This is a genomic window from Saccharospirillaceae bacterium (assembly GCA_022448365.1).
Lineage (GTDB): Bacteria > Pseudomonadota > Gammaproteobacteria > Pseudomonadales > Oceanobacteraceae > Bacterioplanoides.
Map to the genome: position 1 here is coordinate 24,637 of JAKVCS010000003.1, position 21,568 is coordinate 46,204.

The 21,568-nt window shown below is 49.6% G+C and carries 16 protein-coding genes; 11 read left to right on the forward strand and 5 right to left on the reverse strand.

Translation table 11 applies throughout. From position 1 onward, the window contains the following. Positions 1–31: 31 nt before the first annotated feature. Positions 32–241, reverse strand: coding sequence for a hypothetical protein (locus MK185_03775; protein MCH2039733.1), 210 nt, complete (start codon positions 239–241; stop codon positions 32–34). 310 nt (positions 242–551) lie between these two features. Here MK185_03775 and MK185_03780 point away from each other — a divergent pair, with 310 nt between their 5' ends. The 6 genes from MK185_03780 to dinG all read left to right on the forward strand — a co-directional run bounded on the left by MK185_03780 (position 552) and on the right by dinG (position 11,923). Continuing rightward, positions 552–2,729, forward strand: a complete 2,178-nt coding sequence (locus MK185_03780) for a malate synthase G (GenBank protein ID MCH2039734.1) — start codon at positions 552–554, stop codon at positions 2,727–2,729. 283 nt (positions 2,730–3,012) lie between these two features. Next, entirely contained in the window at positions 3,013–6,495 is a 3,483-nt protein-coding gene (locus MK185_03785) for a hypothetical protein (protein MCH2039735.1), read from the forward strand. After that, the gene (locus tag MK185_03790) at positions 6,495–7,553 is read left to right on the forward strand and encodes a hypothetical protein (GenBank protein ID MCH2039736.1); all 1,059 of its coding nucleotides are present in this window, start codon (positions 6,495–6,497) and stop codon (positions 7,551–7,553) included. Before MK185_03785 ends, MK185_03790 begins: the two co-directional genes overlap by 1 nt. 89 nt (positions 7,554–7,642) lie before the next feature. Beyond that, entirely contained in the window at positions 7,643–9,112 is a 1,470-nt protein-coding gene (locus MK185_03795) for an AAA family ATPase (protein MCH2039737.1), read from the forward strand. Continuing rightward, on the forward strand, positions 9,112–9,828 hold the full coding sequence (locus MK185_03800; GenBank protein MCH2039738.1) for a general secretion pathway protein GspB: 717 nt from the start codon (positions 9,112–9,114) through the stop codon (positions 9,826–9,828). Before MK185_03795 ends, MK185_03800 begins: the two co-directional genes overlap by 1 nt. A 1-nt stretch (position 9,829) precedes the next feature. Next, entirely contained in the window at positions 9,830–11,923 is a 2,094-nt protein-coding gene (gene dinG / locus MK185_03805) for an ATP-dependent DNA helicase DinG (protein ID MCH2039739.1), read from the forward strand. A gap of 59 nt (positions 11,924–11,982) precedes the next feature. Here the strand turns inward: dinG and MK185_03810 are convergent, their stop codons facing one another. From MK185_03810 to MK185_03820, 3 genes are all read right to left on the reverse strand, one after another. After that, positions 11,983–13,248 (reverse strand): alpha/beta hydrolase, encoded by a 1,266-nt coding sequence (locus MK185_03810; protein ID MCH2039740.1) that lies wholly within the window; start codon positions 13,246–13,248, stop codon positions 11,983–11,985. A 215-nt stretch (positions 13,249–13,463) separates the two neighbouring features. Then, the gene (locus tag MK185_03815; protein MCH2039741.1) at positions 13,464–14,084 is read right to left on the reverse strand and encodes a hypothetical protein; all 621 of its coding nucleotides are present in this window, start codon (positions 14,082–14,084) and stop codon (positions 13,464–13,466) included. A 107-nt stretch (positions 14,085–14,191) separates the two neighbouring features. After that, on the reverse strand, positions 14,192–15,196 hold the full coding sequence (locus MK185_03820; protein ID MCH2039742.1) for an agmatine deiminase family protein: 1,005 nt from the start codon (positions 15,194–15,196) through the stop codon (positions 14,192–14,194). A 174-nt stretch (positions 15,197–15,370) separates the two neighbouring features. Between MK185_03820 and MK185_03825 the strand changes: the two genes are divergently transcribed. Beyond that, complete coding sequence (locus tag MK185_03825; GenBank protein MCH2039743.1) at positions 15,371–16,618, forward strand: lipoprotein-releasing ABC transporter permease subunit; 1,248 nt, start codon at positions 15,371–15,373, stop codon at positions 16,616–16,618. Next, positions 16,611–17,303 carry an ABC transporter ATP-binding protein gene (locus tag MK185_03830; GenBank protein ID MCH2039744.1) on the forward strand — a complete coding sequence of 231 codons (693 nt, stop codon included), beginning with the start codon at positions 16,611–16,613 and terminating at the stop codon, positions 17,301–17,303. Before MK185_03825 ends, MK185_03830 begins: the two co-directional genes overlap by 8 nt. A gap of 99 nt (positions 17,304–17,402) precedes the next feature. Here the strand turns inward: MK185_03830 and MK185_03835 are convergent, their stop codons facing one another. Then, positions 17,403–17,927, reverse strand: coding sequence for a DUF2062 domain-containing protein (locus tag MK185_03835; GenBank protein MCH2039745.1), 525 nt, complete (start codon positions 17,925–17,927; stop codon positions 17,403–17,405). A 106-nt stretch (positions 17,928–18,033) separates the two neighbouring features. On the opposite strand from MK185_03835, the gene MK185_03840 reads away from it, so the two are divergent. The 3 genes from MK185_03840 to MK185_03850 all read left to right on the forward strand — a co-directional run bounded on the left by MK185_03840 (position 18,034) and on the right by MK185_03850 (position 21,568). Continuing rightward, complete coding sequence (locus tag MK185_03840; protein ID MCH2039746.1) at positions 18,034–20,394, forward strand: DNA internalization-related competence protein ComEC/Rec2; 2,361 nt, start codon at positions 18,034–18,036, stop codon at positions 20,392–20,394. A gap of 118 nt (positions 20,395–20,512) precedes the next feature. Then, complete coding sequence (locus MK185_03845) at positions 20,513–21,145, forward strand: MotA/TolQ/ExbB proton channel family protein (GenBank protein ID MCH2039747.1); 633 nt, start codon at positions 20,513–20,515, stop codon at positions 21,143–21,145. Continuing rightward, a complete protein-coding gene (locus tag MK185_03850; GenBank protein MCH2039748.1) occupies positions 21,146–21,568 on the forward strand; it encodes a biopolymer transporter ExbD in 423 nt (140 codons plus the stop codon). It begins immediately after the preceding gene.

Here is a 21,568-nt window from a genome sequence, read left to right on the forward strand (position 1 = left end):
GTTGGCGTGCTCGATTGCAATCAGCGCTTCATCAAATAAATTGGCCTGGAGCAATGTGGTTCGGGAGATTGACCACAGTGCATGGCCTGTCGGTTTTACGACCTTTTAACCATGGGTGTTTTTCACCCGTAATGCCCTCCTCTATCTTTTGTATTTTTCCGCCAGCTTTGAGAAACCGTTTTATGTCTTCCTCAAGCAGTTTCTGACGCTCGATGGGATCAGCTTGTTGCTTCTTGGCCATACCACACCTCCGGTGCTTGTATATTTAATGCATAAGCTATGTATAAGTATTGTATATGATTAAAATCGAGGTCAGCAAAACGGAAAAACGTAGGGAAGTGTCAGAAATTTAATTGTGTATAGTTCGTATTTATGCGCCTTATCTTCGACATTGATGCTGCTTATAGGAGATGAGAGCGCCGATAGGTATACTGCGGCAACTAATTATTCAGCTGCCGGCCAAAGTGCACGCCTACTGAGCGCTTATCCGCAGGCAGCTTTATGGATCCGGGTTCTGTTGTGAGAATCCACTAAAAAATTGAGGCTTAATCATGACTGCATACGTTCAGAAGGGTGGCATCCAGGTCGCTCAGGAGCTGTACGATTTCATCAACGACAAAGCGATTCCAGGAACTGGCGTTGACGCTGAGAAATTCTGGGCTGAGTTCGACAAGATCGCTAACGAACTGGCACCGAAGAACAAAGCGCTGCTGGCTAAGCGTGATGATCTGCAAGCTAAGATCGACGCTTATCACACTGAGCGTAAAGGTCAGCCTCTGAACTTCCCTGAGTACAAATCCTTTCTGCAGGAAATCGGCTACCTGTTGCCAGAGGGTGAAGACTTCGCTGCAACGACGGCCAATGTTGAGCCAGAAATCGCTCAAATGGCGGGTCCTCAGCTGGTTGTGCCAATCATGAATGCGCGTTTCGCATTGAACGCTTCCAATGCGCGTTGGGGTTCTCTGTACGATGCACTGTACGGCACCAAGGCCATCTCTGAAGAAGGTGGCGCTGAGAAGGGTCCTGGTTACAACCAGGTGCGTGGCGATAAGGTCATCGCTTATGCTCGTGACTTCCTGAACGAAGCTGCACCGCTGGCCGCTGGCAATCAGGCTGACAGCACAAAATACGCTATCGAAGGTGGCAAGCTGGTTGTAACACTGAAAGACGGTTCTGTGACTGGTCTGAAGGACGAAGCACAACTGCAAGGTTACACCGGTGATGCATCGGCTCCGACCGGCATCCTGCTGAAAAACAACGGCCTGCGTTTCGAAATTCAGATCGATGCGTCAAGCCCGATTGGCTCTACTGACGCGGCTGGCGTTAAAGATGTACTGATGGAATCTGCACTGACCACCATTATGGACTGTGAAGACTCCGTTGCGTGTGTTGATGGCGCTGACAAAGTAGTTACTTACGGCAACTGGTTAGGTCTGATGAAAGGCGACCTGGCTGAGGAAGTGTCTAAAGGCGGCAAAACTTTCACCCGTACCATGAACGCTGACCGTGAATACACCGGTTTAGACGGTGAAACGTTCACTGTGAAAGGCCGTTCTATGCTGTTCGTTCGTAACGTGGGTCATTTAATGACTAACCCTGCGATCCTGCTGGCTGACGGTTCTGAAGTACCGGAAGGCATCATGGATGGCATGATGACCACCATGATTGCAATGCACGATCTGAAAGGTAATGCACCGTTTAAGAACTCAACTACCGGTTCTGTAAACATCGTTAAGCCTAAGATGCACGGTCCTGAGGAAGTGGCTTTCGCCAACGAACTGTTCGGTCGTATCGAAGACGCACTGGAACTGCCGCGCTTCACCATGAAGATGGGCATCATGGACGAAGAGCGTCGTACTACGGTTAACCTGAAAGAGTGTATCCGTGCTGCGAAAGATCGTGTTGTATTCATCAACACTGGCTTCCTGGATCGTACCGGTGATGAGCTGCATACGTCTATGTTGGCTGGTCCTTTTGTTGCTAAAACCGTTATGAAGCAACAAACCTGGATCAACGCTTACGAGGACTGGAACGTCGACACCGGCCTGGAAACTTCTCTGTCTGGCCGTGCCCAAATCGGTAAAGGCATGTGGCCTATCCCGGATGAGATGGGGATGATGATGGAGCAGAAGATTGGTCACCCTAAAGCAGGCGCAAACACCGCTTGGGTTCCATCTCCGACTGCTGCCACTCTGCACGCAATGCATTACCATAAGGTAGACGTATTTGCGGTACAGGAAGAGTTGAAGAAGCGTGATCACGCTAACGTTGACGACATCCTGACCGTACCTCTGATGACTCAGGAGCAGATTGATGCCTTGACGCCAGAGTTCATTCAGAACGAAATTGACAATAACTGTCAGGGTATCCTTGGTTATGTTGTTCGTTGGGTGGATGCCGGTGTTGGCTGTTCTAAAGTACCGGATATCAACAACGTAGGCCTGATGGAAGATCGTGCAACTCTGCGTATCTCGTCTCAGCACGTTGCCAACTGGTTAGAGCATGGTATCTGTAGTCAGGAGCAGGTTGAAGACAGCCTGAAGCGTATGGCTGAAGTTGTAGATGGCCAGAACGCTAATGATCCGGCATACATTGCCATGGCGCCTAACTTTGACGGCATCGCATTCCAGGCGGCATCTGACCTGATCTTCAAGGGTAAAGAGCAGCCAAGTGGCTACACTGAGCCATTGCTGCACGCCTATCGTTTGAAGTTTAAAGCTGCTAACTAAGTTTTAGTAATTCAACTGGTTATAGCTCTCTTTTAAAGAGAATAAAAAACCCGGCTATTGTGTAATAGCCGGGTTTTTTTGTCCTGGCGTGGTGTCAGGCGCTGAATATTGGTTGTTACGCCACGTAAGCCCGGGTTGCACATAGTTTTAAGTCGGAAAGTACTGATAAATATGCATATTTATCATTAAGGCGTGTAAAGTGGCGGTAAAACGGGACGGCAGGCGTAGGCAAACGCTCAGCTGTCCGTAAAATCAGTTTAGGGAAATCTGAAGAAGAATAATTATGCACTACGTTCGTCTGATCTCATTATCAGCGACCGCTGCAATTGCTCTTGCGGGCTGCAGTGGTAATTCATCAACAAGCTTTCAAGAATCCAGAGCCGAAAAAGTCAGTGGTTTTGCCGGTGCTGCGAATATGGCTACAACCACCATTCAGGCCGTCTCGATAACCAATCAGGGCCAGCCCGAAACCGGGCTGACGGATGACAATAAAGAGGCGCTTGTCGGTCGTGTGACAACCACAGCGCCTAATGGCTATTTTGAGGTTGTTATTGAAGGCGACAAAATTGGCGCCCCGACGGTGGTTATTGCCTCGTCGCCCACCGGCAATTCCAAAATTCGTTGCGAAAAAGTCGCAGGCTGTGAAGAAACGGCTTATTTGGGCAATATTCCCCTTGAAAAAGGGTTTGAGTATCGGTCGCTGGTTACTGATATTGCTGCGAACATGGTGGTTAACGTAAATTGGCTGACTCACATTGCCAATGCTTATGCATACACCTCCTACATAGACACAACCAATGATGGTGTAAATAACCCTGATACCGCAAAACCAGGGATTTATAGCCGTTATACGATTGATGTCGCTAACAAGCGAATATCTCAGCTTCTTGGTGTGGCGGATATTACGTCAGTCAGACCGATTGCACCGTCGCAACTTGCCGTTCCATTGGACACACCGCTGTTGCTGCAGCAGCAGGGTATTAGTTATGGCGCAATGTTGGCGTCGTTGCAGTATATAAAACCCGATGGTACTTCTTACGTAGAGTTCCTGAATCATATTATTCGCTCGTTTAACGCTAATAAGGGACAGATGCTCCTCAGGGCACCTGATGATGGCTCAGAAATCTCTGTCGATGAGATATGGCGTGGTGCCGAGTTGGCTCTTCGGGAAAACATTGCCTATCTGAGGGGGCGAAACCTTCAGGTGCCCAGTGTTGCAGATGCCGTTTTGGCGGATATTGTTGCCGCGCGCGCTGTTATTGAGCAGGCGGATGAAGGGGTTTATACATCCCATCCGGTTCCAACACTGAATGCTTCTGCACAGTCCGAGATCGATTCCATCGCCAATGCAAAATGGTTTATCGATGACCTTAACAAGCGTCTTATTAATTTTGATGGTTCAGATCCTTCCACTTGCACCGGCTCAGACTCTGATGCTGCAGATTGTCTTCCCAGCTTTATTGATTTTGAATATCGTCGCCATATGGAGCGCTACTGGGATGATCTTGATCAGGCGCTGAATCTTGCCGGACCGGACTTAATGGCAGGATTCAGAACTGTTCGTGATGCTGTCGACTATTACGCTTCCGCGTTAAACGGGTCGCCTGATCCGAGCAATCCCCTGGCAGATAGCGGTCGAGTGACGATCGAAGAAATTGAGTTGCCTGATAATGGTGGCATTGCGGATGATACGAACGACGATGGAAATCCAGGACCGTCTAAAAAGCTGAAGTTGGTCTCCGGGAGTGATGATGTTCTGTATCTGAGCTTTAAAAAAGATGAAGACACGCCAAGGAAGCCACCGCAGGGTAAATCGTATCTCTTCAGAATTTATATAGAAGGTAAGCTTACTGAAAACAGTCGTAGTTTCAGCTTTGATGTAGGCAGCGACTCCACCGGACAACTGGTTAAGCCTTATTTGGAATTAGAGTATGAAAATGCTCTGGCCACTCCTGTACCTTTTGCAGTAGCAGAACCGCTTACATTGAAGCTGGTGTGGCCGAGTGTGCGTGTCCAATCCAGTGGTGTAGAACGCAGTTACGATTTGACGCAGCTGTTTGAAGCTGAGTTGGTGGGTATCACTGATCCCATTATCGAAAGCAGCGAGATGCGCTATAACCTCAAACGCATCAGTTATCGTGGTCTCGCTGAGGGCGACATCATTAATCCAGGCGCTGACGAGGAAATCAGAGATAAAACAGAGGGAATTCTGACGCTCAATTCGGCGGAATGGAGTAATTACTACCCACAAAATAAATGGCCGCAGCTGGAAGAATTTCTGCAGGTCAGACCGGGTTTTGATGTGGTTAGCGAGGAGGATTCAGTATTTCGTTATTTTGTAGGTAATGAGGTTGTTGATTCCCAATCTGTCGATTATCTCGACCTTCAATTACTCAATGGTGATGGCAGTGTGGCATCCGGTACTCGTTATCGATTGCACCTTGTTGCCGATGAAGCGAATCAGTTTGATATTGAGGCGTGCTCTCTCGATATAAGTGCTCCGGACACTCCAGCGGTTAATGTCTGTAGTCAGCCCGTCCGACGTTTACAAGCGTTGCCGGCTGGTCAGCAGAGCATTCAGATTGAGCAACTCGCGCAAAAATTACTGCCTGAAATCTATTCTATTAATGGGCGCGGTAGTTTTTTACCCAAGTTTGCTATGAATGCCGGTGATGCTGTTGACACATTAACGCGGAGTCAGTGGATGTTGCTACCAGGACGGGTGATCAACATCAGTGAGGGGTTGTTTCGTTATCGGGTTGGTAATGAAGATTTCGACGACGCAGACTATTCCGGGAATATCAGTTATGTCGACTTTGTGGTACTGACAGACAATGACAATGTTTCAATCGGGTATCGCAACCGGTTGATTCCAATGGTCGATCAGTCTGATCAGTTCTATCTGCAACGATGTGCGATCAATGTCGATGAAAACGGCAATGGTACGGTGGTTACCACAGGGGTTGGTGACGACGAAAAAGAAACGTGTGATGAAAAGACCGCGGTATCAGGAGAGCCGAATATCAGCTCACTTGCGCTCGCTTTACAGCGAAATACTTATACGGTGCCAAGTAGAGGGCTCTATCAGGTGCGGTTGCCGGTCGCGCCTGTTGTCAGGTTGAATGAGGAAACTCAGGAATATGTTGAGGTTATTGAACCGTTACCTCTTGATGAATCGAATGCTGTGACTCTCAACGGCGCATTGGTTTCCCAGATACGATACGGCGTCGATAGCCTATCACTCCGGCTGGCAGCTGAGACTTACAATCGGGATACCGGGCAAGAAGAGGAAAGTGTTGGACCGTTGATCGCCGACATTAAAGCAAAAGTCCTGGCCGATAACCTGTACGATTTTGCAATCACATTTGGTTATAAGTACCAATACCTGGTTGATGTGGTGCCAACTGGCACGGATGCTCAGAGTTTATTCGTCGCCTATCGCGCAGGTTTTGGATCGGGTAATGACCTGAGTATTGAGGAAATCGGCACTCTTTTGATTTTCCGTGGGGGCGTGGTACTGGCGGGCAAAGATGCAGCGGAAAGCGTTGGCTTGTTTGCCACAAGCAAAGTCGATTACGAGCGGACTCAAGCGAATACCGATGTGAAAGCGTGCGGTGCCGCAAACCGGGATCAGGGCGTCATCCGTTGTGATGCGCTTGCCTATATTGGTTTTAAGGGGGCGCTGCTGGGGGTTGTTCGTGAGGAACGCGACGATGTCTACGTTGCTCGCTTCATCAACGGTGACTTCGTTATTCTCGGTAAGTGATGATCGCTGGTAGTAAAAAAGTCGCTGCTGTTTTGATGTGTTTGGCGCTGGCGCCCGGTAATCAAGCGGTATCGGCCACCGGATCTGTATTTATGGAAGCAGATTTGGTTGCCAGCTCCGACCCTGTAGCCATTGAGGATATGATATCGGGCTGGGATGGAGCATTTCAGCCAGGGGAATATGCCTTCGCCAACCTGACGAGCGTCTATGGTTTTGCAGTGAATGGTTGGCGTTTCAGTCGGGATCGGCGCTGGTACTATTACTTGTCTTTTTCAGAACAAACATCACGGTTCTTCAACTCGCTGGAGAAAGGCGGAGGTGTCAGTGCCGGTGATGTTGACCTCGAAGCAAAGTCGTTTCGTGCCAGTGGCTTTTCCTTCGGCAAGCACTTTGAGTTTGCCGGTGGTTGGGCGATGGAGCCCAGGATCTCTGTTTATGATATCGATCGGTATCAATTTGGCAGCTTAAAAGGGTTTGCTGAAAGTGGTAATGAGGAATCGGATCTTAATGCATCTGCATTGCTCGATTATTACTTTGACGAAGATAAGATCCTTGAGTACGAAGACGACCATAAAAATGGTCAGGGAGTAAGTCTGTCATTGTCCGGCCAGGTAACATTTAGCCCTGAATTTCTTCTTCGGTATCAACTGGCCGATATCTGGAACCGACTCGAATTTGATGCGGCGACCTTCACCCGTGGGTGTATTGAGTTCAACTCACCTGCCAATCCGATCTGTAATGCGCAGGGCAGTGCCAGTGGTCGTTCTGGACTGGATTATTATTTAACTTCAATACCGATGACGGTTCAGGCCCGGTTGTCTTACCAACCGCTAAGTATCGATGCCGCCGTCTATATTCATGAAAAATACCGCCGGCTGGGTGTCGGGAAGGGCTGGGACACCGGGTTCGGGCAGTTTTACGTTGATGCCTATTCAACGCGACAACTGGGTCTTCGATGGCAATCTGAGTGGCATCGGCTGACGCTGGCTTCGGATCAGTCGAAAGCTTCGAAGGCTCGTGATGTCGATGTTAATTTAGCGCTGCATTGGCGTTGGTGATTTATCGATCTTATGCGAGTGTTCATCGGGCCTGCGCCCGATAATAAATTCCGGTATTATGCCTGCTGACCCGGCATAGCAAACATTCCATGTATCTTGAACACTTCGGCCTGACACGCTTTCCATTCAGTATTGCGCCCGATCCCGATTTTTTGTACCCCACCCGGGCGCACCAGGAAGCCCTGGCGCATCTGCATTATGCCTTTGCCGGATCCGGTGGTCTGGTGTGTCTTACTGGTGAAGTCGGCACTGGTAAGACAACGGTATGCCGGGCCTTTATTGAACAATTACCCGAAAATACCCGGCTTGCTTATATATTTAATCCCCAGTTATCACCGCTTGAGCTGCTTCAATCGATCTGTGAAGAGCTGGAGATTCATTACCCGTCAGATGCAAGTTTGAAAGTGTTGTATCGAACGCTGAATGACGCGCTGTTGGATATGTATGCTCAGGGTGAAAAAGTCATTTGTCTGATTGACGAAGCTCAGTCAATGCCTGTGCCACTGTTAGAGCAGGTTCGTTTGTTAACAAACCTGGAAACCAGTACGGAAAAACTGCTGACGGTTATTCTGGTTGGACAGCCCGAACTCAATGAGCTGCTGGCCCGGTACGAATTACGCCAGTTGAGTCAGCGGATCACAGCCCGTTACCACCTTAACCATCTGACCAGTGACGAGTGTTTTCGTTACCTGTCCCATCGGCTGGCATACAGCGGTGCTGTAAACAACGCGCTATTCGCCGAATCATTATCGCGTCTCATATGGCAAACAACACAAGGTGTTCCGAGGTTGATCAACAGCGTTGCGGATCGTGCATTATTGGGTACCTACTCGCAGGGTAAAGCTGCACCGGATAGAAAAACAGTGAAGCGAGCGATTGATGAACTGAAGCCGGTTGCGCTGCACCGTTCTTCCGCCAAGGCAATCAACTGGCTTGGTTGGAGTGTTGGTAGCAGTGCACTGGTGTTGGGAATCTGGTTTGCATCTCAATATCTGTCATGGCCACTGGTTGAGGAATCAGCAGAATCCGTTAACACGCCGGTTGCCTCGCTTGCCAGGGTCTACGGTGTTGAGACGGACAGTTGTGCGCAACTGGAGAGGTCTTCTTTGCGCTGTCTCTGGGCGGGATGGCCGCTTAGTGATATTCAGTCCGCTTCATTGCCTGCCATGATTTATGTTCGTGACGTCATATCAGGACATGAGCGTTGGATTACGGCAAGCACCTTCAGTGCTGGTGATTATGATTATCTCGGCCGGTCTTTGGTACTGTGGTCGCCACCGGCTGGTTATACCGGTGTTATTAAACCTGGCCAAAGTTCCGAGGTCGTCGCGTGGGTTCGTGACAGATTGTCGGGAGCTGATCAGGCAGGCTGGAAGATTATTTCACCCGTTGGAAAAGATACTCCGGCGAATATGGCTAACTTGTATGATCCGCTGTTAGCGCGCCTGGTCGCAGAATTCCAAACCAATCATGGTCTGAAACCAGATCAGATGATTGGACCAAAAACCCTCTTGGCACTCCAGGCAATGCAGGTAGCTGCGACGGAGAGCGTGCAGTAATGTCGTATATTCTTGAAGCACTGAAAAAGTCGGAGCAGCAGCGTCAGCACCATGGTCAATCACAACCATCGGTATCCGGCTGGCTCGACGGTGACTCTGCCAAGCAAGCGTCATCATTGTTGCCAGGGCTCTTTGTCGGAATGGTCATGGCTCTGCTGATTTCCGCAATCATTGCGTATTGGTATTTGCCAGAAAGCAGCCAGCTCTCCGAAGGTGATGACGTTGTAAGCTTCAGGGCTGAAGCTAATGCGGAAAAGCCAGAATACGTTGATGTCATGCCCGCTAGACAATCATCCGGTGGGGATCAATCGCGGGCAGAAAGGCAGTCAGTTGAACACAACCACAATGTTTCTGGTTCTGTGGGAGAGCCACAATCAGCCGCGCAACATCCGCCAGTCCTAAAAAAGCGGTCAGAAAAAATTCTGCCTGACAACAAATCGGAAGATGTGGTTAGTCAGCGGGTTCAGCGAAGTCAGCGACAATTGCCGCCGTTGAATGTACTTAAGAAAGTCCCTGATCTGATCATAACCGGCCACATTTACAGCTCAGTAGCTGATAAGCGCAGCGTTAGTATGAACGGCCATGATTGGCAGGAGGGCGATTATATCGCACCTGGTTTAACGCTCAGTGAGATAACGCCGAGCGGTATCGTGGTTGAAATTGATGGCTGGAGCTTACCGGTAAAACGAAATCGCGGTTGGCAGGCAATCGACTGATATGTTGCAAAAAGAAACCAAAGAGCGCATTCAGGGGTTATACCGTGAATTGATTAAAACCCTGGATTTAAAGCCGAGGTACGGACAGCGTGTAATGATTGCCGAGGTTGCGAAGACTCTGGGCGCCGTGCGTGAGGATGATAAGGGTCAGCGTGAGAATGATCAGGGTATCTGTGTTGTTGAAGCGGGCACTGGTACGGGTAAGACACTCGCCTATTTATTGGCTGCCCTGCCAATAGCGATCGAAAGAGAAAAGAAGTTGCTGGTATCGACCGCAACGGTTGCGCTACAGGAACAGATCCTTGACAAAGACCTGCCAAATTTAAAGAAAAATATATCGTTACCTTTTAATTTTGCTTTGGCGAAAGGACGAGGTCGTTACCTGTGTCTTCTTAAACTTGATAAGTCACTGCAACAGTTATCCGGTTTGTTATCAACCACAGTGGATTTGTTTGAGCAGTCGCCTGAAGAACAGGATAAAGAACTGTACGAAGCGATGTTGCTGGCTTATGGCAAGGGTGATTGGGATGGTGATCGCGACCGCTGGCCGGATGAAATTGAAAATGGTCAATGGAGTCACCTGACGGCAACGCACCGTGAATGTTCTAACCGTCGATGTCAGCATTTTGATAATTGTTCGTTCTTTAAAGCACGTAAGGCGATGGAAGATGCCGATGTTATTGTTGCTAACCATGATTTAGTTCTATCCGACTTGTCGCTGGGTGGCGGAGCTGTATTGCCTGCACCGGAAAAAACAATCTATGTTCTTGATGAAGGTCATCACCTTGCGGATAAGGCACTCAATCACTTTCGCTTGGAGATTGGTGTCCGGGCACAGAGAAAGTGGCTGACACAGCTTGAAAAGGGTTTAGAACAGTTTGTCGCTGCCGGGGGTATTCCGCATTCAATGCTGCACTCCCTTGGAGAGGCACCGTCCCAGATCCGGGAGATTATTCAGACCATGAGTCTGGTGTGGCCGCTGGTGATGGAGTTACTCGGTGAGCAGGAGAGGCTGAGGTTTGAATTTGGTCAGATGCCCGACAACTTGCGGCAACTCATGGCCAACATTAAAGAGCCGTTACAGCCGTTGCTTTTGTGTCTGGAAAAGTTGACGGATGCGTTGCAAAAGTCGCTTGATCCGAAAGGCGACGGTGATTTTTCCCGCGATATCGCAGAAAGCTGGCAAGCGCCTATGGGCATTATGTATGCGCGAGCTGAACAGCTATCTGAAGCCGTTTCCTGGCTGTCAGCAGAAGATAAAGAGGGCGAACTCCCGGTTGCTCGCTGGTTGTCACGAACACCTTACGGTGATGATTGGGATATTCGCATCTCAGCGTCGCCGATTTCTGTTGCAGCGCAGTTGAGAAAAAACCTCTGGTGGCGTTGTTACGGCGCTGTACTCACATCTGCGACTCTGACGGCGCTCAACAGCTTTAATAATCTGACATTTGAAACGGGCTTGCCCGATTGGGCGAATTATCAACGTGTTGTGTCGCCTTTCAATTACCCAGAGTTGGGTCAGCTTGAAACGGTCAATCTGGCATCTGACCCAAAGAGTGATCAGTTTCAATCGGATGTCGAACAATGGCTGAAGACAAACATTGATCTCACTAAGGGTTCGTTAATTCTTTTCAGTTCGCGTGCGCAGCTTGAAGCTACCCGGGATTACTTTATATCCGACTGGTACGACAACCTGTTATGTCAGGGTTTCCTGCCTAAGACCGAAATTGTCAGAAGGCATAAAGAACGTATTGATAACGGTACTGGTAATGTAATTTTTGGTCTTGCCAGTTTCGCCGAGGGGATTGACTTGCCCGGTGATTACGTAACTCATGTGGTTATTGTGAAAATACCATTCGGAGTTCCGGATGATCCGATTCTGGCGGCAACCAGTGAGTGGCTTGAGAGCAGGGGGCGTAATCCATTTATGGATCTTACCCTGCCAGCAGCCTCTGTCAGATTAGTGCAGGCTTGTGGGCGACTGATTCGTAAGGAAGACGACCATGGTCGTGTGAGTATGCTCGACAAGAGATTGTTGTCACATCGATACGGTCAGCTGTTGCTGGATGCGTTGCCGCCTCTGAAACGGATCTGATGGTGCGTGGCGATAAAAAGCCAGCGCCCTGAAGAGGCGCAGGGGCTTTTTTTTACAATTCAGGCCAGCTGACCTTCGCTTTGTGGTGGCTCGTTGTCACGAACCATGAGCAGGTGATCTTTGAGATACGTTAGCAGTGTATCGGCGGCTTTAAGCTCGCGTTGAATAATCAGGCAGCGGAGCAAGCGTTTATCTCGTTCCATGATGCGAACATGGTAATCGTTACCGGTTTCCGGCAGAGACAAGAAGAGTTCATTGCAGGATTCGTTCAGTGATAAATCTGCATGGACCAACTCTAACTCGCAACCCGCAAAATTAATGTTCTGAATACGGACTGTATGCTCCTTACCCGTATGTTTGTCGAGTAAAGTATAAGGTTGCTCAAGTGGGCGCTGGCGGCTTTGCAATCGTTGATCCGCCGGGTCGTAAGCCAGCGGGTTGTAGATTGTTACACCTTCTACGTCACCAATGGGCGTGCCGCACATGTAGTTATGAAATAGCGTGCTGGCTGCTTCTTTGCGCTCAAACTGAGCCAGGTGATCGGCATTATGAATCACAGCGAAGGTCGCTGCAGCGCACTGACGTGCAACCGCCGCATTTTCAGACGGCAATGTGAAATTATCGAACTCACCGGTAGCGATCAGTGTTGGGCACTTCGGAAATTTGTTGAAACCCGGGAAGCGCAGTAGCCGCTCGGTATTCTGAGCATAGCGCGCTTGTTCGTTCTTATTTAAGCGAGCGATCTGGCGATACATCACTTTTCTGTAGGTAGGGCTGACTTCGGTTTCTTGCAGGCGATTATGGTTAATCAGATTGCACACTGCGGTAGTCGCAAATGCCTGCATGTTACCTTGTGCCATCATTTGCAGACTGTCTTCCAGTAAGGTAATCAGGCTTTCTCTGCGAAAGCACGTGATACCGGATAGCAACAGACGATCAATGCGTTCAGGGTGGCTGGCAGCAAACAGAGTTGCCATTGCTGAGCCGTAGCTGATACCCAGCACGATCACTTTATCGATAGCATTTATGTCGAGAAAATCTGCGATCAGATTACCGTAGTCCTCAAGATCCAGTTCAGGCGCAAGCTGATCATTGCTGCCCTGAGATGGGAAGTCTGCAAGAATGACCGGATGTGTGGTGTAAACCAGCTCCACTTCGCTGCGGAAGGAACTGAAACTCTGGAACGCGCCACCTAAAAATACGACCGGTGTCTTGTGACTGTTTTCAGGTAGGCTGAATGCCTGATACTCGACCTTGTAGCGATCCAGCATCTGAATCTTCGGCGATGCGCGTAATTCTGAGGCGGAGAAACTTGAGAACTGCATACACTTAGGCTCTCTGTGTGGTGATGGTTTATTGTTATTGTGAAAATTACCTTACTGCATTTATAGACAAATTGCCACAGTTGTATGTTTTCTTTACGGACTCTTGTCATGGTGCGTGAGCACCAAAAAAGCGGTGTTTTCTCAGTTGTAAGACAAACAGACAACGAGAACGGGCCAAATTAATGACCTGTTCTGTGCAAAGTCGCGTTTCAGCGTTATTGAGGGGTGTTGATGGTGAAGCTGATGCTGTCTGGGGTGATATCGATTTGGTATTCGCCGCCAGGGGTCACGTAGTTCTTTGGGGTGTAGTTATTTGTATTGGGGATGGATAATACAAATTGGCTTGGTGACGTAGACACGTCTGTCCCCAGTGGAGGAATGACGCCGTCAGGTATCTGGCTGGGGAATCGCAGACTGTCGTAGTCAATCGTCTCGCCCGGCTGCAAATTCAGGGCAGCACGTAAGGCGTCGTCACGGGCTTCCTTATTTTCATCCGCTTCGGGGGCACGGAAGCTGTAGGCTACTTGATTGAGCAGCTCCATGGTGTGATGTTCGCCAAGATACTGGTGCTCTGGCTGTACTGCATATTCGGTATTGGAAGTCGAGGATGCGGTGGCCTCTCCCTCGGAGTAATCCTGATCAATTGGCGACACCCGAATCACAGCATTGCTCTTGTCATTGTGTCCCTGACTTGGTTGTTGCTTGCGAACAATAACGGTGGTATCCCGGATATACGCTTCGGTCATCTCTTCCGGGGGAATTTCCCTGATTTCTGCTACTGCGCATAAGCTGAGTGGCAGGCTGGAAGCAATCAAACTGTGTATGAGCTTTTTCATAGCGTTTCCTGAAGCACGTCTTTGTTCAATGCTAGTGAACGGCGGTCAAACAGCAAGGCACTTTACGCCATGTTTGCGCTGTGCCGTATTCACGGTAACACGACACATTATTGGCGAGTGCCGTGTATTTGCATAGTCAGGCAGTGTAATGAGCCAAATTGCTCGATGATTGGACGACAATTAATGGGGTAAATTTTATGAGTCGGAAATGCCTGCATCAGCCGCTCGATGGCTGATAAGTCTTCGTATACTCCGTAAATTGGTAATAATACTGCGCCGTTGATAATCAAGAAGTTGGCATAAGTAGCGGGCAGGCGATTTCCTTCGTCGTCATATTGGGCGCTTGGAAGTGGCAGTGGGATCAGTTTGTAGGGTTCACCGTTCGGCTGACGAAATGCCTGAAGCTCAAGTTCCATTGCATGGAGGGAAGGGTAGTGCTCATCACTTTGTTTCGCCTGGCAATAGGCAATGGTATCTGCTGAGCAAAAGCGAGCAAGTGTATCAATATGGGCGTCGGTATCATCACCTATCAGGTTGCCATGTTGGAGCCAGAGTATTCGCTCAAAACCCAGGTCGGTTTTAAGTTGCAGCTCTATTTGTTGCTTGTTCATGTGAGGATTGCGATTGGTGTTCAGTAAGCATTGCGTCGTGGTCAGCAGTGTTCCCTGGCCATCAGATTCCAGGCTGCCACCCTCCAGTACCCAGCTTGCTCCGCGCAGTGGGAGGTCCCCGAAGGCCTGCTTTAAATGTAATGTTTGAGTAATGCGATCATCACGTTGATGGCTGTATTTATTTCCCCAGCCGTTAAAGCGGAAGTCAACCAGTTCCAATGCGTCGGCGTTAAAGCAACTGATTGGGCCATGGTCGCGTGCCCAGGTATCGTTGGTGTCGATGCGGTAAGGTCTGACGTTGCTGTGGTTCTGATACAGATGTTTCAGTCGGTGGTAGTCGGCATCCGTTCCGCACGCAATAATCACTGACTGATGGGCCGCAATTGTTGTGGCAATGGCGTGAAATACCGGCTCCACCCGGTGCAGATTACTGCCCCAGTCGCTTTGTTTTTGTGGCCAGGTCAATTGAACAGCAGATTGAGGCTCCCATTCTGCTGGCATGCGTTTATTCAATATCAGAACTCGTGTGGAAGGATTACCGCTGGGATTTTAGGCCGCTTTTGCTGTCGCGAGTAGCGCTTTATGCAAATTTTTGTCTGAAACCCGGTTCGGCTATCGCATCTGTATCCGATGTCGTGCAAACTTGCGGCCTTTGTCAGTTACAGAACTTATAAAATGAAGGTCCTTAAGTCATTGCCCTTCTGGATAGGGCTGCGCTATCTCGCTGCTAAACGACGTAATCACTTTATTTCTTTTATTTCCGCGTCTTCCATGGTCGGTATGACTCTGGGGGTTGCCGTATTAATTCTTGTGTTGTCGGTGATGAACGGTTTCGATCGCGAATTGCGCGAACGAATTCTTGGCATGGTGCCGCACGGTGTGTTGTATGAGCGTGGTGGCGTAAAAGATTGGAAAGCGCTCGCGGAAGAGGTTGAGGCGCAGCCTGGGGTGACTGCAACGGCACCACTGACGCGTCTGCAAGGGATGCTCGGATACGGTGGTCGTGTACAGGGCGTTATGATCACTGGCATCGATCCCGATGCGGAAAGCCGGGTGTCTATTTTACCGGATCATATAACGGATGGGGAATTACAAGCATTAAAACCCAAAGGTTACGGCGTACTACTGGGCGATTTATTGGCAAAAAGGCTGAATGTCGTGGTGGGTGATAAGATCACGCTGATGCTGCCAGAAGCAACGTTATCGCCAGCCGGCGTGCTGCCAAGAATTAAGCGCCTTAATGTTGTGGGTGTGTTCTCTGTCGGCGCTGAACTGGATGCCAACCTGGCGGTTATTCATTTGCGTGATGCCGCCAAGCTGGCGCGATTGAAGGCCGATGCTCAGGCTCTCAGAGTGAAGTTCGACAACCTGTTTGATGCGCCGCGAGGTATCTGGGAACTCGCCAGTAAGTTGAATGGCTATTATTCAGGGAGCGACTGGACTCGTACACATGGCAATCTGTTCCAGGCAATTAAGCTGGAAAAAACCATGATCGGCTTATTATTACTAATTATCGTTGCGGTAGCGGCCTTCAATATTATTTCAACCTTGGTAATGGTGGTTACCGATAAACAATCGGACATTGCTATTTTGCGCACCATGGGTGCTAAGCCAGCAACCATTATGGCCATCTTTATGGTTCAGGGCATCTCGATTGGTTTGGTTGGCGTCGTGCTCGGAACGGTGCTGGGTGTTGCAGGTGCATTATCTATTTCTGAAATCATTGCGTGGATAGAGCAGATGTTTGGCTTCCAGATTCTCAGCGCCGATGTGTACTTTATTTCGTATTTACCATCACAGCTTTTATGGTCGGATGTGGCCGTTGTGACTTCGGCGTCGCTGACCCTGAGTTTCCTGGCGACCTTGTATCCTTCCTATCGCGCTTCCCGCGTACAACCAGCCGAGGCTTTGCGCTATGAATGATCAATCTCTGGTATTGGATGCCAGCAAGCTCAGGAAAACTTACACGTCAGGGCCTCAGGCGGTAACGGTTTGGCAGCATGTTGCGCTTCAGGTTGCTGCCGGTGAAAGTGTAGCCATCGTTGGTGCGTCTGGCTCTGGCAAAACCACCTTACTGAATGCACTGGGTGGGTTGGACTCTCTCGATGAGGGTGAGGTTAAAATCAGTGGTCAGTCGCTGAATCAGATGTCCGAGAAGGCTAAAACCGAATTGCGTAATCAACAAATTGGATTCGTTTATCAATTCCATCATTTGTTGTCAGAATTCTCTGCGCTTGAAAATGTAATGATGCCGCAGCTGTTGGGTGGCGTCCCTCGCGCTGATGCCAAAAAAAGAGCGGCAGAGTGTCTCGCGCAAATGGGCCTAGAGCATCGCATGGATCATAAGCCCGCAGAGTTGTCCGGTGGCGAGCGACAGCGGACGGCGATTGCCCGAGCGTTGGTAAATAAACCCCGTCTGGTGCTGATGGATGAGCCGACCGGCAATCTGGATCAGCAAACGGCGCAACAGGTGGAGAATGCCATGGTTCAGTTGACTGCCTCATCTGATACGGCATTTGTCATGGTAACCCATGACGCCAGTCTCGCGCGTCGCATGAATCGTCAGTATCGATTACTGGACCAGACGCTAACCTTGCTGGATGCATAGAAGTTGGTCGCAAGCCGGTAAAACTAAAAAGGGCCCATGCAGGGCCCTTTTTGTATTCTGATACTTCACCGGCTTTTTGGGTATCGGTTGTTCGCCGGCTTAATTCAGTTTTTGGCGATTGACTTTCCGCTTTTTCCAGTTGCTCATAACATGCATGCGCCAGGCGATATGAATGCCGAAATAGCCGAGCATTCCGAAGATTAGACCGGCCGTGATTGAACCGGTAAGCAAGGGTTTCCAGATCGCGTTCAGTTCCGTCATGACCCATTCCACCGACAGCTCTATATTAAATTCTGTAGTGGGAATATTTAACAGCCAGGCGCCAAACACGTATGTCGCATAGAACAATGGAGGCATGGTAATGGGGTTGCTGATCCATACCAGGCCAACGGAAATAGGGACATTTGCATTAACATAAAATGCAATAAAGGCTGCTATCACCATCTGAAATGGCAGAGGCAGGAATGCGGCAAACAACCCCACCAAAAAGGCACGAGCGACTGATCGACGATTCAGGTGCCACAGGTTAGGCTTACTGAATAGTGGACTCAGAAACGCCAGGGATGGATTCGCCTGAACTTGTTCCGGAGTAGGGAAGACCTTTTTCAGTAACTTTTTGGGCATACAAAGAGTTGACTCGCAAACCAGAGATTAAACGTCGCCGTGAATGGTCACAGGGCGCGCGGATTATGCCGACTTCGTAAATGAAATACCAGAGAGCAAATCACGGATGAAGCTGTCTATAACCATTCTGGCTTGGCTGGTCAGTCTATCCGTCGTTATCGCGACTTTGCTGACGCCAGTTCAGCTGGTGATTTATGCCGTAGCGATATTAACGATAGCCTATCTTAATTTTCGAAAGTTCTATCCCGCAGACACGTGGGCGAAACGTCGATGGTTACCCTGGGCGGGTCTTCCTCTGATTGTGCTGTTATCCGTGGGCTATGGTCAGTATCGGTTATCGGAATCGTTATCGAGCCGACTGGCGTTGAGTCAGGATAAGTTGCAAGTCGAAATGAGCATCATCCCTGAGCGAATCGAGCATCATGTGTCAGGTTTGCGAATCACCGCGAAGGTGATGGATCCGCCTGATGATATCTCGCAACTCAAACGTGTAAAGCTCAGCTGGTATTCAGATAGAAAAGTAACTAAAGAATCGGTCTTTGTGGTTGGCTGCACCGTCAAGGTAACGGCGGTACTCCGCGCGCCCCGACGGTTTGCCAATCCGCTGTTATTTGATTATGAGGCTTACAACCTGATCAATGGCATAGACGCCATTGGGTATGTGCGTAATGTCGTTATGAACTCAGTATCATCAGCGCGTCATTGCGGTGGCATTACTGTTACTGAAGTTCGATCCGCGGTGGTTGATGCCCGACTGAATTCACTTTCTACTGAGGCGCGCCCGTGGGTGTCTGGGTTAGTGTTTGCTGAGAAAAACGCATTTTCGGCTGAAAAATGGCAGTTGGCTCAGGCCACTGGCACCTTGCATCTGCTGGTCGTCAGTGGTCTGCACCTCGGGATCATAAGTGTGCTCGCTTTGCTGGTTGCTGGGGTGTTCAGGCGACTCTTGGTGGTGGTCACCTCAGGTAGCGTACTTGCAAACCGCGCGATTTCTATGTCAGTGATCGTATTAACAACGGGTTTGTATGCTGGGTTAGCTGGCTTCGGTATTTCGTTATTTCGTTCGTGGCTGATGTTGCTATTGTTTTGGTTTTTATGGATGTCGCTACGACGCTTTAGCTGGACCGTCATTTTGTCTTTGGTGTTAATGTCGGCCGTGTTGGTAAATCCACTGATATACACCCAGCTTGGCTTTCAGCTGTCGTTTTTGGCGGTTGCGGTGTTATTAACGGTATTCAGTGGTCAGCGAAGCTCGCGGATACGCGCTGCGGCATTGCCGCAAATACTGATATTTATTGCTCTGATGCCGCTGATGCTGAGCTGGAGTATGCCTGTTAGCCTTGGGCAGATTGTTATAAACGTGATGGCGATTCCGTATGTCGGTCTGATTCTGCTGCCGTTGTCATTGGCCAACGCGGTGGTCGATATTGAATGGCTTCAGCCGTTGTTGATCATTGCCGGTGAGGGCTATTGGTATGTCCTTGAGCAGTCTCAAAATTGGAATGTACTTAACGTCGGGCTGTCGATCGAATCCCGCCTGCAGTTATTGATGCTCAGTGCACTGATCTTATTGTGGCTGCAGTCTCTGACGGTTCCGATGAATCTCCTGGTGCCGGTTGCAGTGGTGACTGCTCTCGCACTCGCCGCTTCTGATCGAGCCGAATTGCGAATGCTGGATGTTGGTCAGGGGTTAAGTATTGTGGTTTATGACGGTGATAAAGCCCTGGTTGTAGATGCAGGCGCACGTTATCGGGGGGGCTTCGATTTGGGTGAAAAAGTGGTCGCGCCATATTTGCGAAGCAAAGGCGTCAGACGGTTGCAGCTGGTCGTCAGCCATTCTGATAATGACCATGCGGGTGGCATGCCGGCGTTAATTCAGCAGTTTGATGTTGATGCGATTTATCAGGGTCAGACCGGACATCTGGATGGAATGTCTTCGGCCGACCGGTTACTGGCGTGTCGACGTGACAACGAGTGGCGGGTAATGTCTTCAAAGGTGCGCTACCGCTTTTTTGCCTACCAGCTTGCTGGAGCAAACGATAACAACCAGTCGTGTGTGGTGATGGTTTGGTTTGCTGGTCTCCGTGTACTGATTCCCGGTGATATTGAGGTTGCGGCGGAGAAAGAGCTTGTTGGCCTTTATGGCAGTGAGCTCAGGGCGGATATCCTGGTTGCGCCTCATCACGGCAGTGGTACCAGTTCTTCCGGGAAGCTACTGAGCGCTGTAAAACCGGAGCAGGTTTGGATTTCATCGGGTTTCAATAATCGCTTCGGGCATCCACACCCTTCCGTGGTTACCCGGTATCGTGAGGCTGGGATTCGTATACTAAGCACAGCAGAGCGTGGTTCGGTTGCCCTCAATACCAACGGGCGCATCAGTTATAGTCGTCAGGGGTGGCAGCGACCTTGGGTATATCCCTCAGAGCAAAAGATCATTCCCCCAGTGTTGGTTTCCGATTTGAAATGATCTAATTTTTTCTGGCCCTTGATTTTGTTAGATTTTTTACCGATTCTTGGCCGACGTTAAGATTCACCGGGCGCTGTGGTAGAGTAGCGCTGAAACCGTTTGGCAGGAGTAGCCCAATATGCTGGAAATCATCCAGAGTGGTGGTTGGATGATGGTTCCTATCATCATATCTTCCATCTTAGCCTTAGCAATTACCGTAGAGCGATTTTGGACGTTACGCGAGGAACAGATTGCGCCGAAGGATCTGCTGGCGAAGGTCTGGGGTTGGATGAAGAACAATCAGCTGGACAGCTCTCGTATCAAAGAGTTGCGCGCTTCCTCTCCGCTGGGGCGTGTTCTTGCGGCTGGCCTGATGAACTCCCGTCATGGGCGTACCATTATGAAAGAGAGCATCGAAGAAGTTGCTTCTCATGAAATTCATGAAATGGAACGTTACCTCAGCGCGCTTGGAACGGTTGCTGCCGTGGCACCGCTGATGGGTCTGCTGGGTACTGTGATTGGTATGATTAAGGTCTTCTCCGAAATTGTCATCGCTGGCACTGGCCAGGCCAATTTACTGGCTGGCGGTATTTCTGAAGCTTTGATCACCACCGCAGCGGGCATGGTGGTAGCCATTCCAGCGTTGATTGCTCACCGCATGCTGCAGCGTCGTGTTGATGAGGTGGTTGTTTTTATGGAGCAGGAAGCCATTAAGTTGGTTGATGTGTTGCACGGTGAGCGTGAAGTTGCCGATAACGACGAGGCTGCGTAAGTGAATTTTAAACGTCAGAATCGCGAAGAAGTGGCGGTTAACCTGACGCCACTGATTGATATTGTGTTTCTGTTGCTGATTTTCTTTATGGTTTCGACGACTTTTACCAAGGAAAATCATCTCAGTATTGATTTGCCAGAAGCCACCGCAGAGGTTGCAAACGCACCGTTGCAGGCGCTGGAAATTTTAATTTCGGCCTCTGGCGAGTACAGCGTAAATGATCAGTCGCTGGTTAATGCGCAGCTGCAAACACTGAAGCGTGCCCTGCAAAAAATGTTGGGTGAACGTGAAACAGCACCGGTCGTTATTACCGCAGATGCTAAGACGCCTCACGAAGCTGTTGTCAAAGCAATGGATGCAGCAGGCCAGCTAGGATTAGTCAATCTCAGTATCACCACACGCCAGCCGTCGAAGTCTGAATAA

What these genes read in the sequence shown, in the direction of transcription:
- MK185_03775 (MCH2039733.1), bottom strand. Translation starts at nt 241, where the DNA reads ATGGCCAAGAAGCAACAAGCTGATCCCATCGAGCGTCAGAAACTGCTT.
- MK185_03780 (MCH2039734.1), top strand. Translation starts at nt 552, where the DNA reads ATGACTGCATACGTTCAGAAGGGTGGCATCCAGGTCGCTCAGGAGCTG.
- MK185_03785 (MCH2039735.1), top strand. Translation starts at nt 3,013, where the DNA reads ATGCACTACGTTCGTCTGATCTCATTATCAGCGACCGCTGCAATTGCT.
- MK185_03790 (MCH2039736.1), top strand. Translation starts at nt 6,495, where the DNA reads ATGATCGCTGGTAGTAAAAAAGTCGCTGCTGTTTTGATGTGTTTGGCG.
- MK185_03795 (MCH2039737.1), top strand. Translation starts at nt 7,643, where the DNA reads ATGTATCTTGAACACTTCGGCCTGACACGCTTTCCATTCAGTATTGCG.
- MK185_03800 (MCH2039738.1), top strand. Translation starts at nt 9,112, where the DNA reads ATGTCGTATATTCTTGAAGCACTGAAAAAGTCGGAGCAGCAGCGTCAG.
- dinG (MCH2039739.1), top strand. Translation starts at nt 9,830, where the DNA reads ATGTTGCAAAAAGAAACCAAAGAGCGCATTCAGGGGTTATACCGTGAA.
- MK185_03810 (MCH2039740.1), bottom strand. Translation starts at nt 13,248, where the DNA reads ATGCAGTTCTCAAGTTTCTCCGCCTCAGAATTACGCGCATCGCCGAAG.
- MK185_03815 (MCH2039741.1), bottom strand. Translation starts at nt 14,084, where the DNA reads ATGAAAAAGCTCATACACAGTTTGATTGCTTCCAGCCTGCCACTCAGC.
- MK185_03820 (MCH2039742.1), bottom strand. Translation starts at nt 15,196, where the DNA reads ATGCCAGCAGAATGGGAGCCTCAATCTGCTGTTCAATTGACCTGGCCA.
- MK185_03825 (MCH2039743.1), top strand. Translation starts at nt 15,371, where the DNA reads ATGAAGGTCCTTAAGTCATTGCCCTTCTGGATAGGGCTGCGCTATCTC.
- MK185_03830 (MCH2039744.1), top strand. Translation starts at nt 16,611, where the DNA reads ATGAATGATCAATCTCTGGTATTGGATGCCAGCAAGCTCAGGAAAACT.
- MK185_03835 (MCH2039745.1), bottom strand. Translation starts at nt 17,927, where the DNA reads ATGCCCAAAAAGTTACTGAAAAAGGTCTTCCCTACTCCGGAACAAGTT.
- MK185_03840 (MCH2039746.1), top strand. Translation starts at nt 18,034, where the DNA reads ATGAAGCTGTCTATAACCATTCTGGCTTGGCTGGTCAGTCTATCCGTC.
- MK185_03845 (MCH2039747.1), top strand. Translation starts at nt 20,513, where the DNA reads ATGCTGGAAATCATCCAGAGTGGTGGTTGGATGATGGTTCCTATCATC.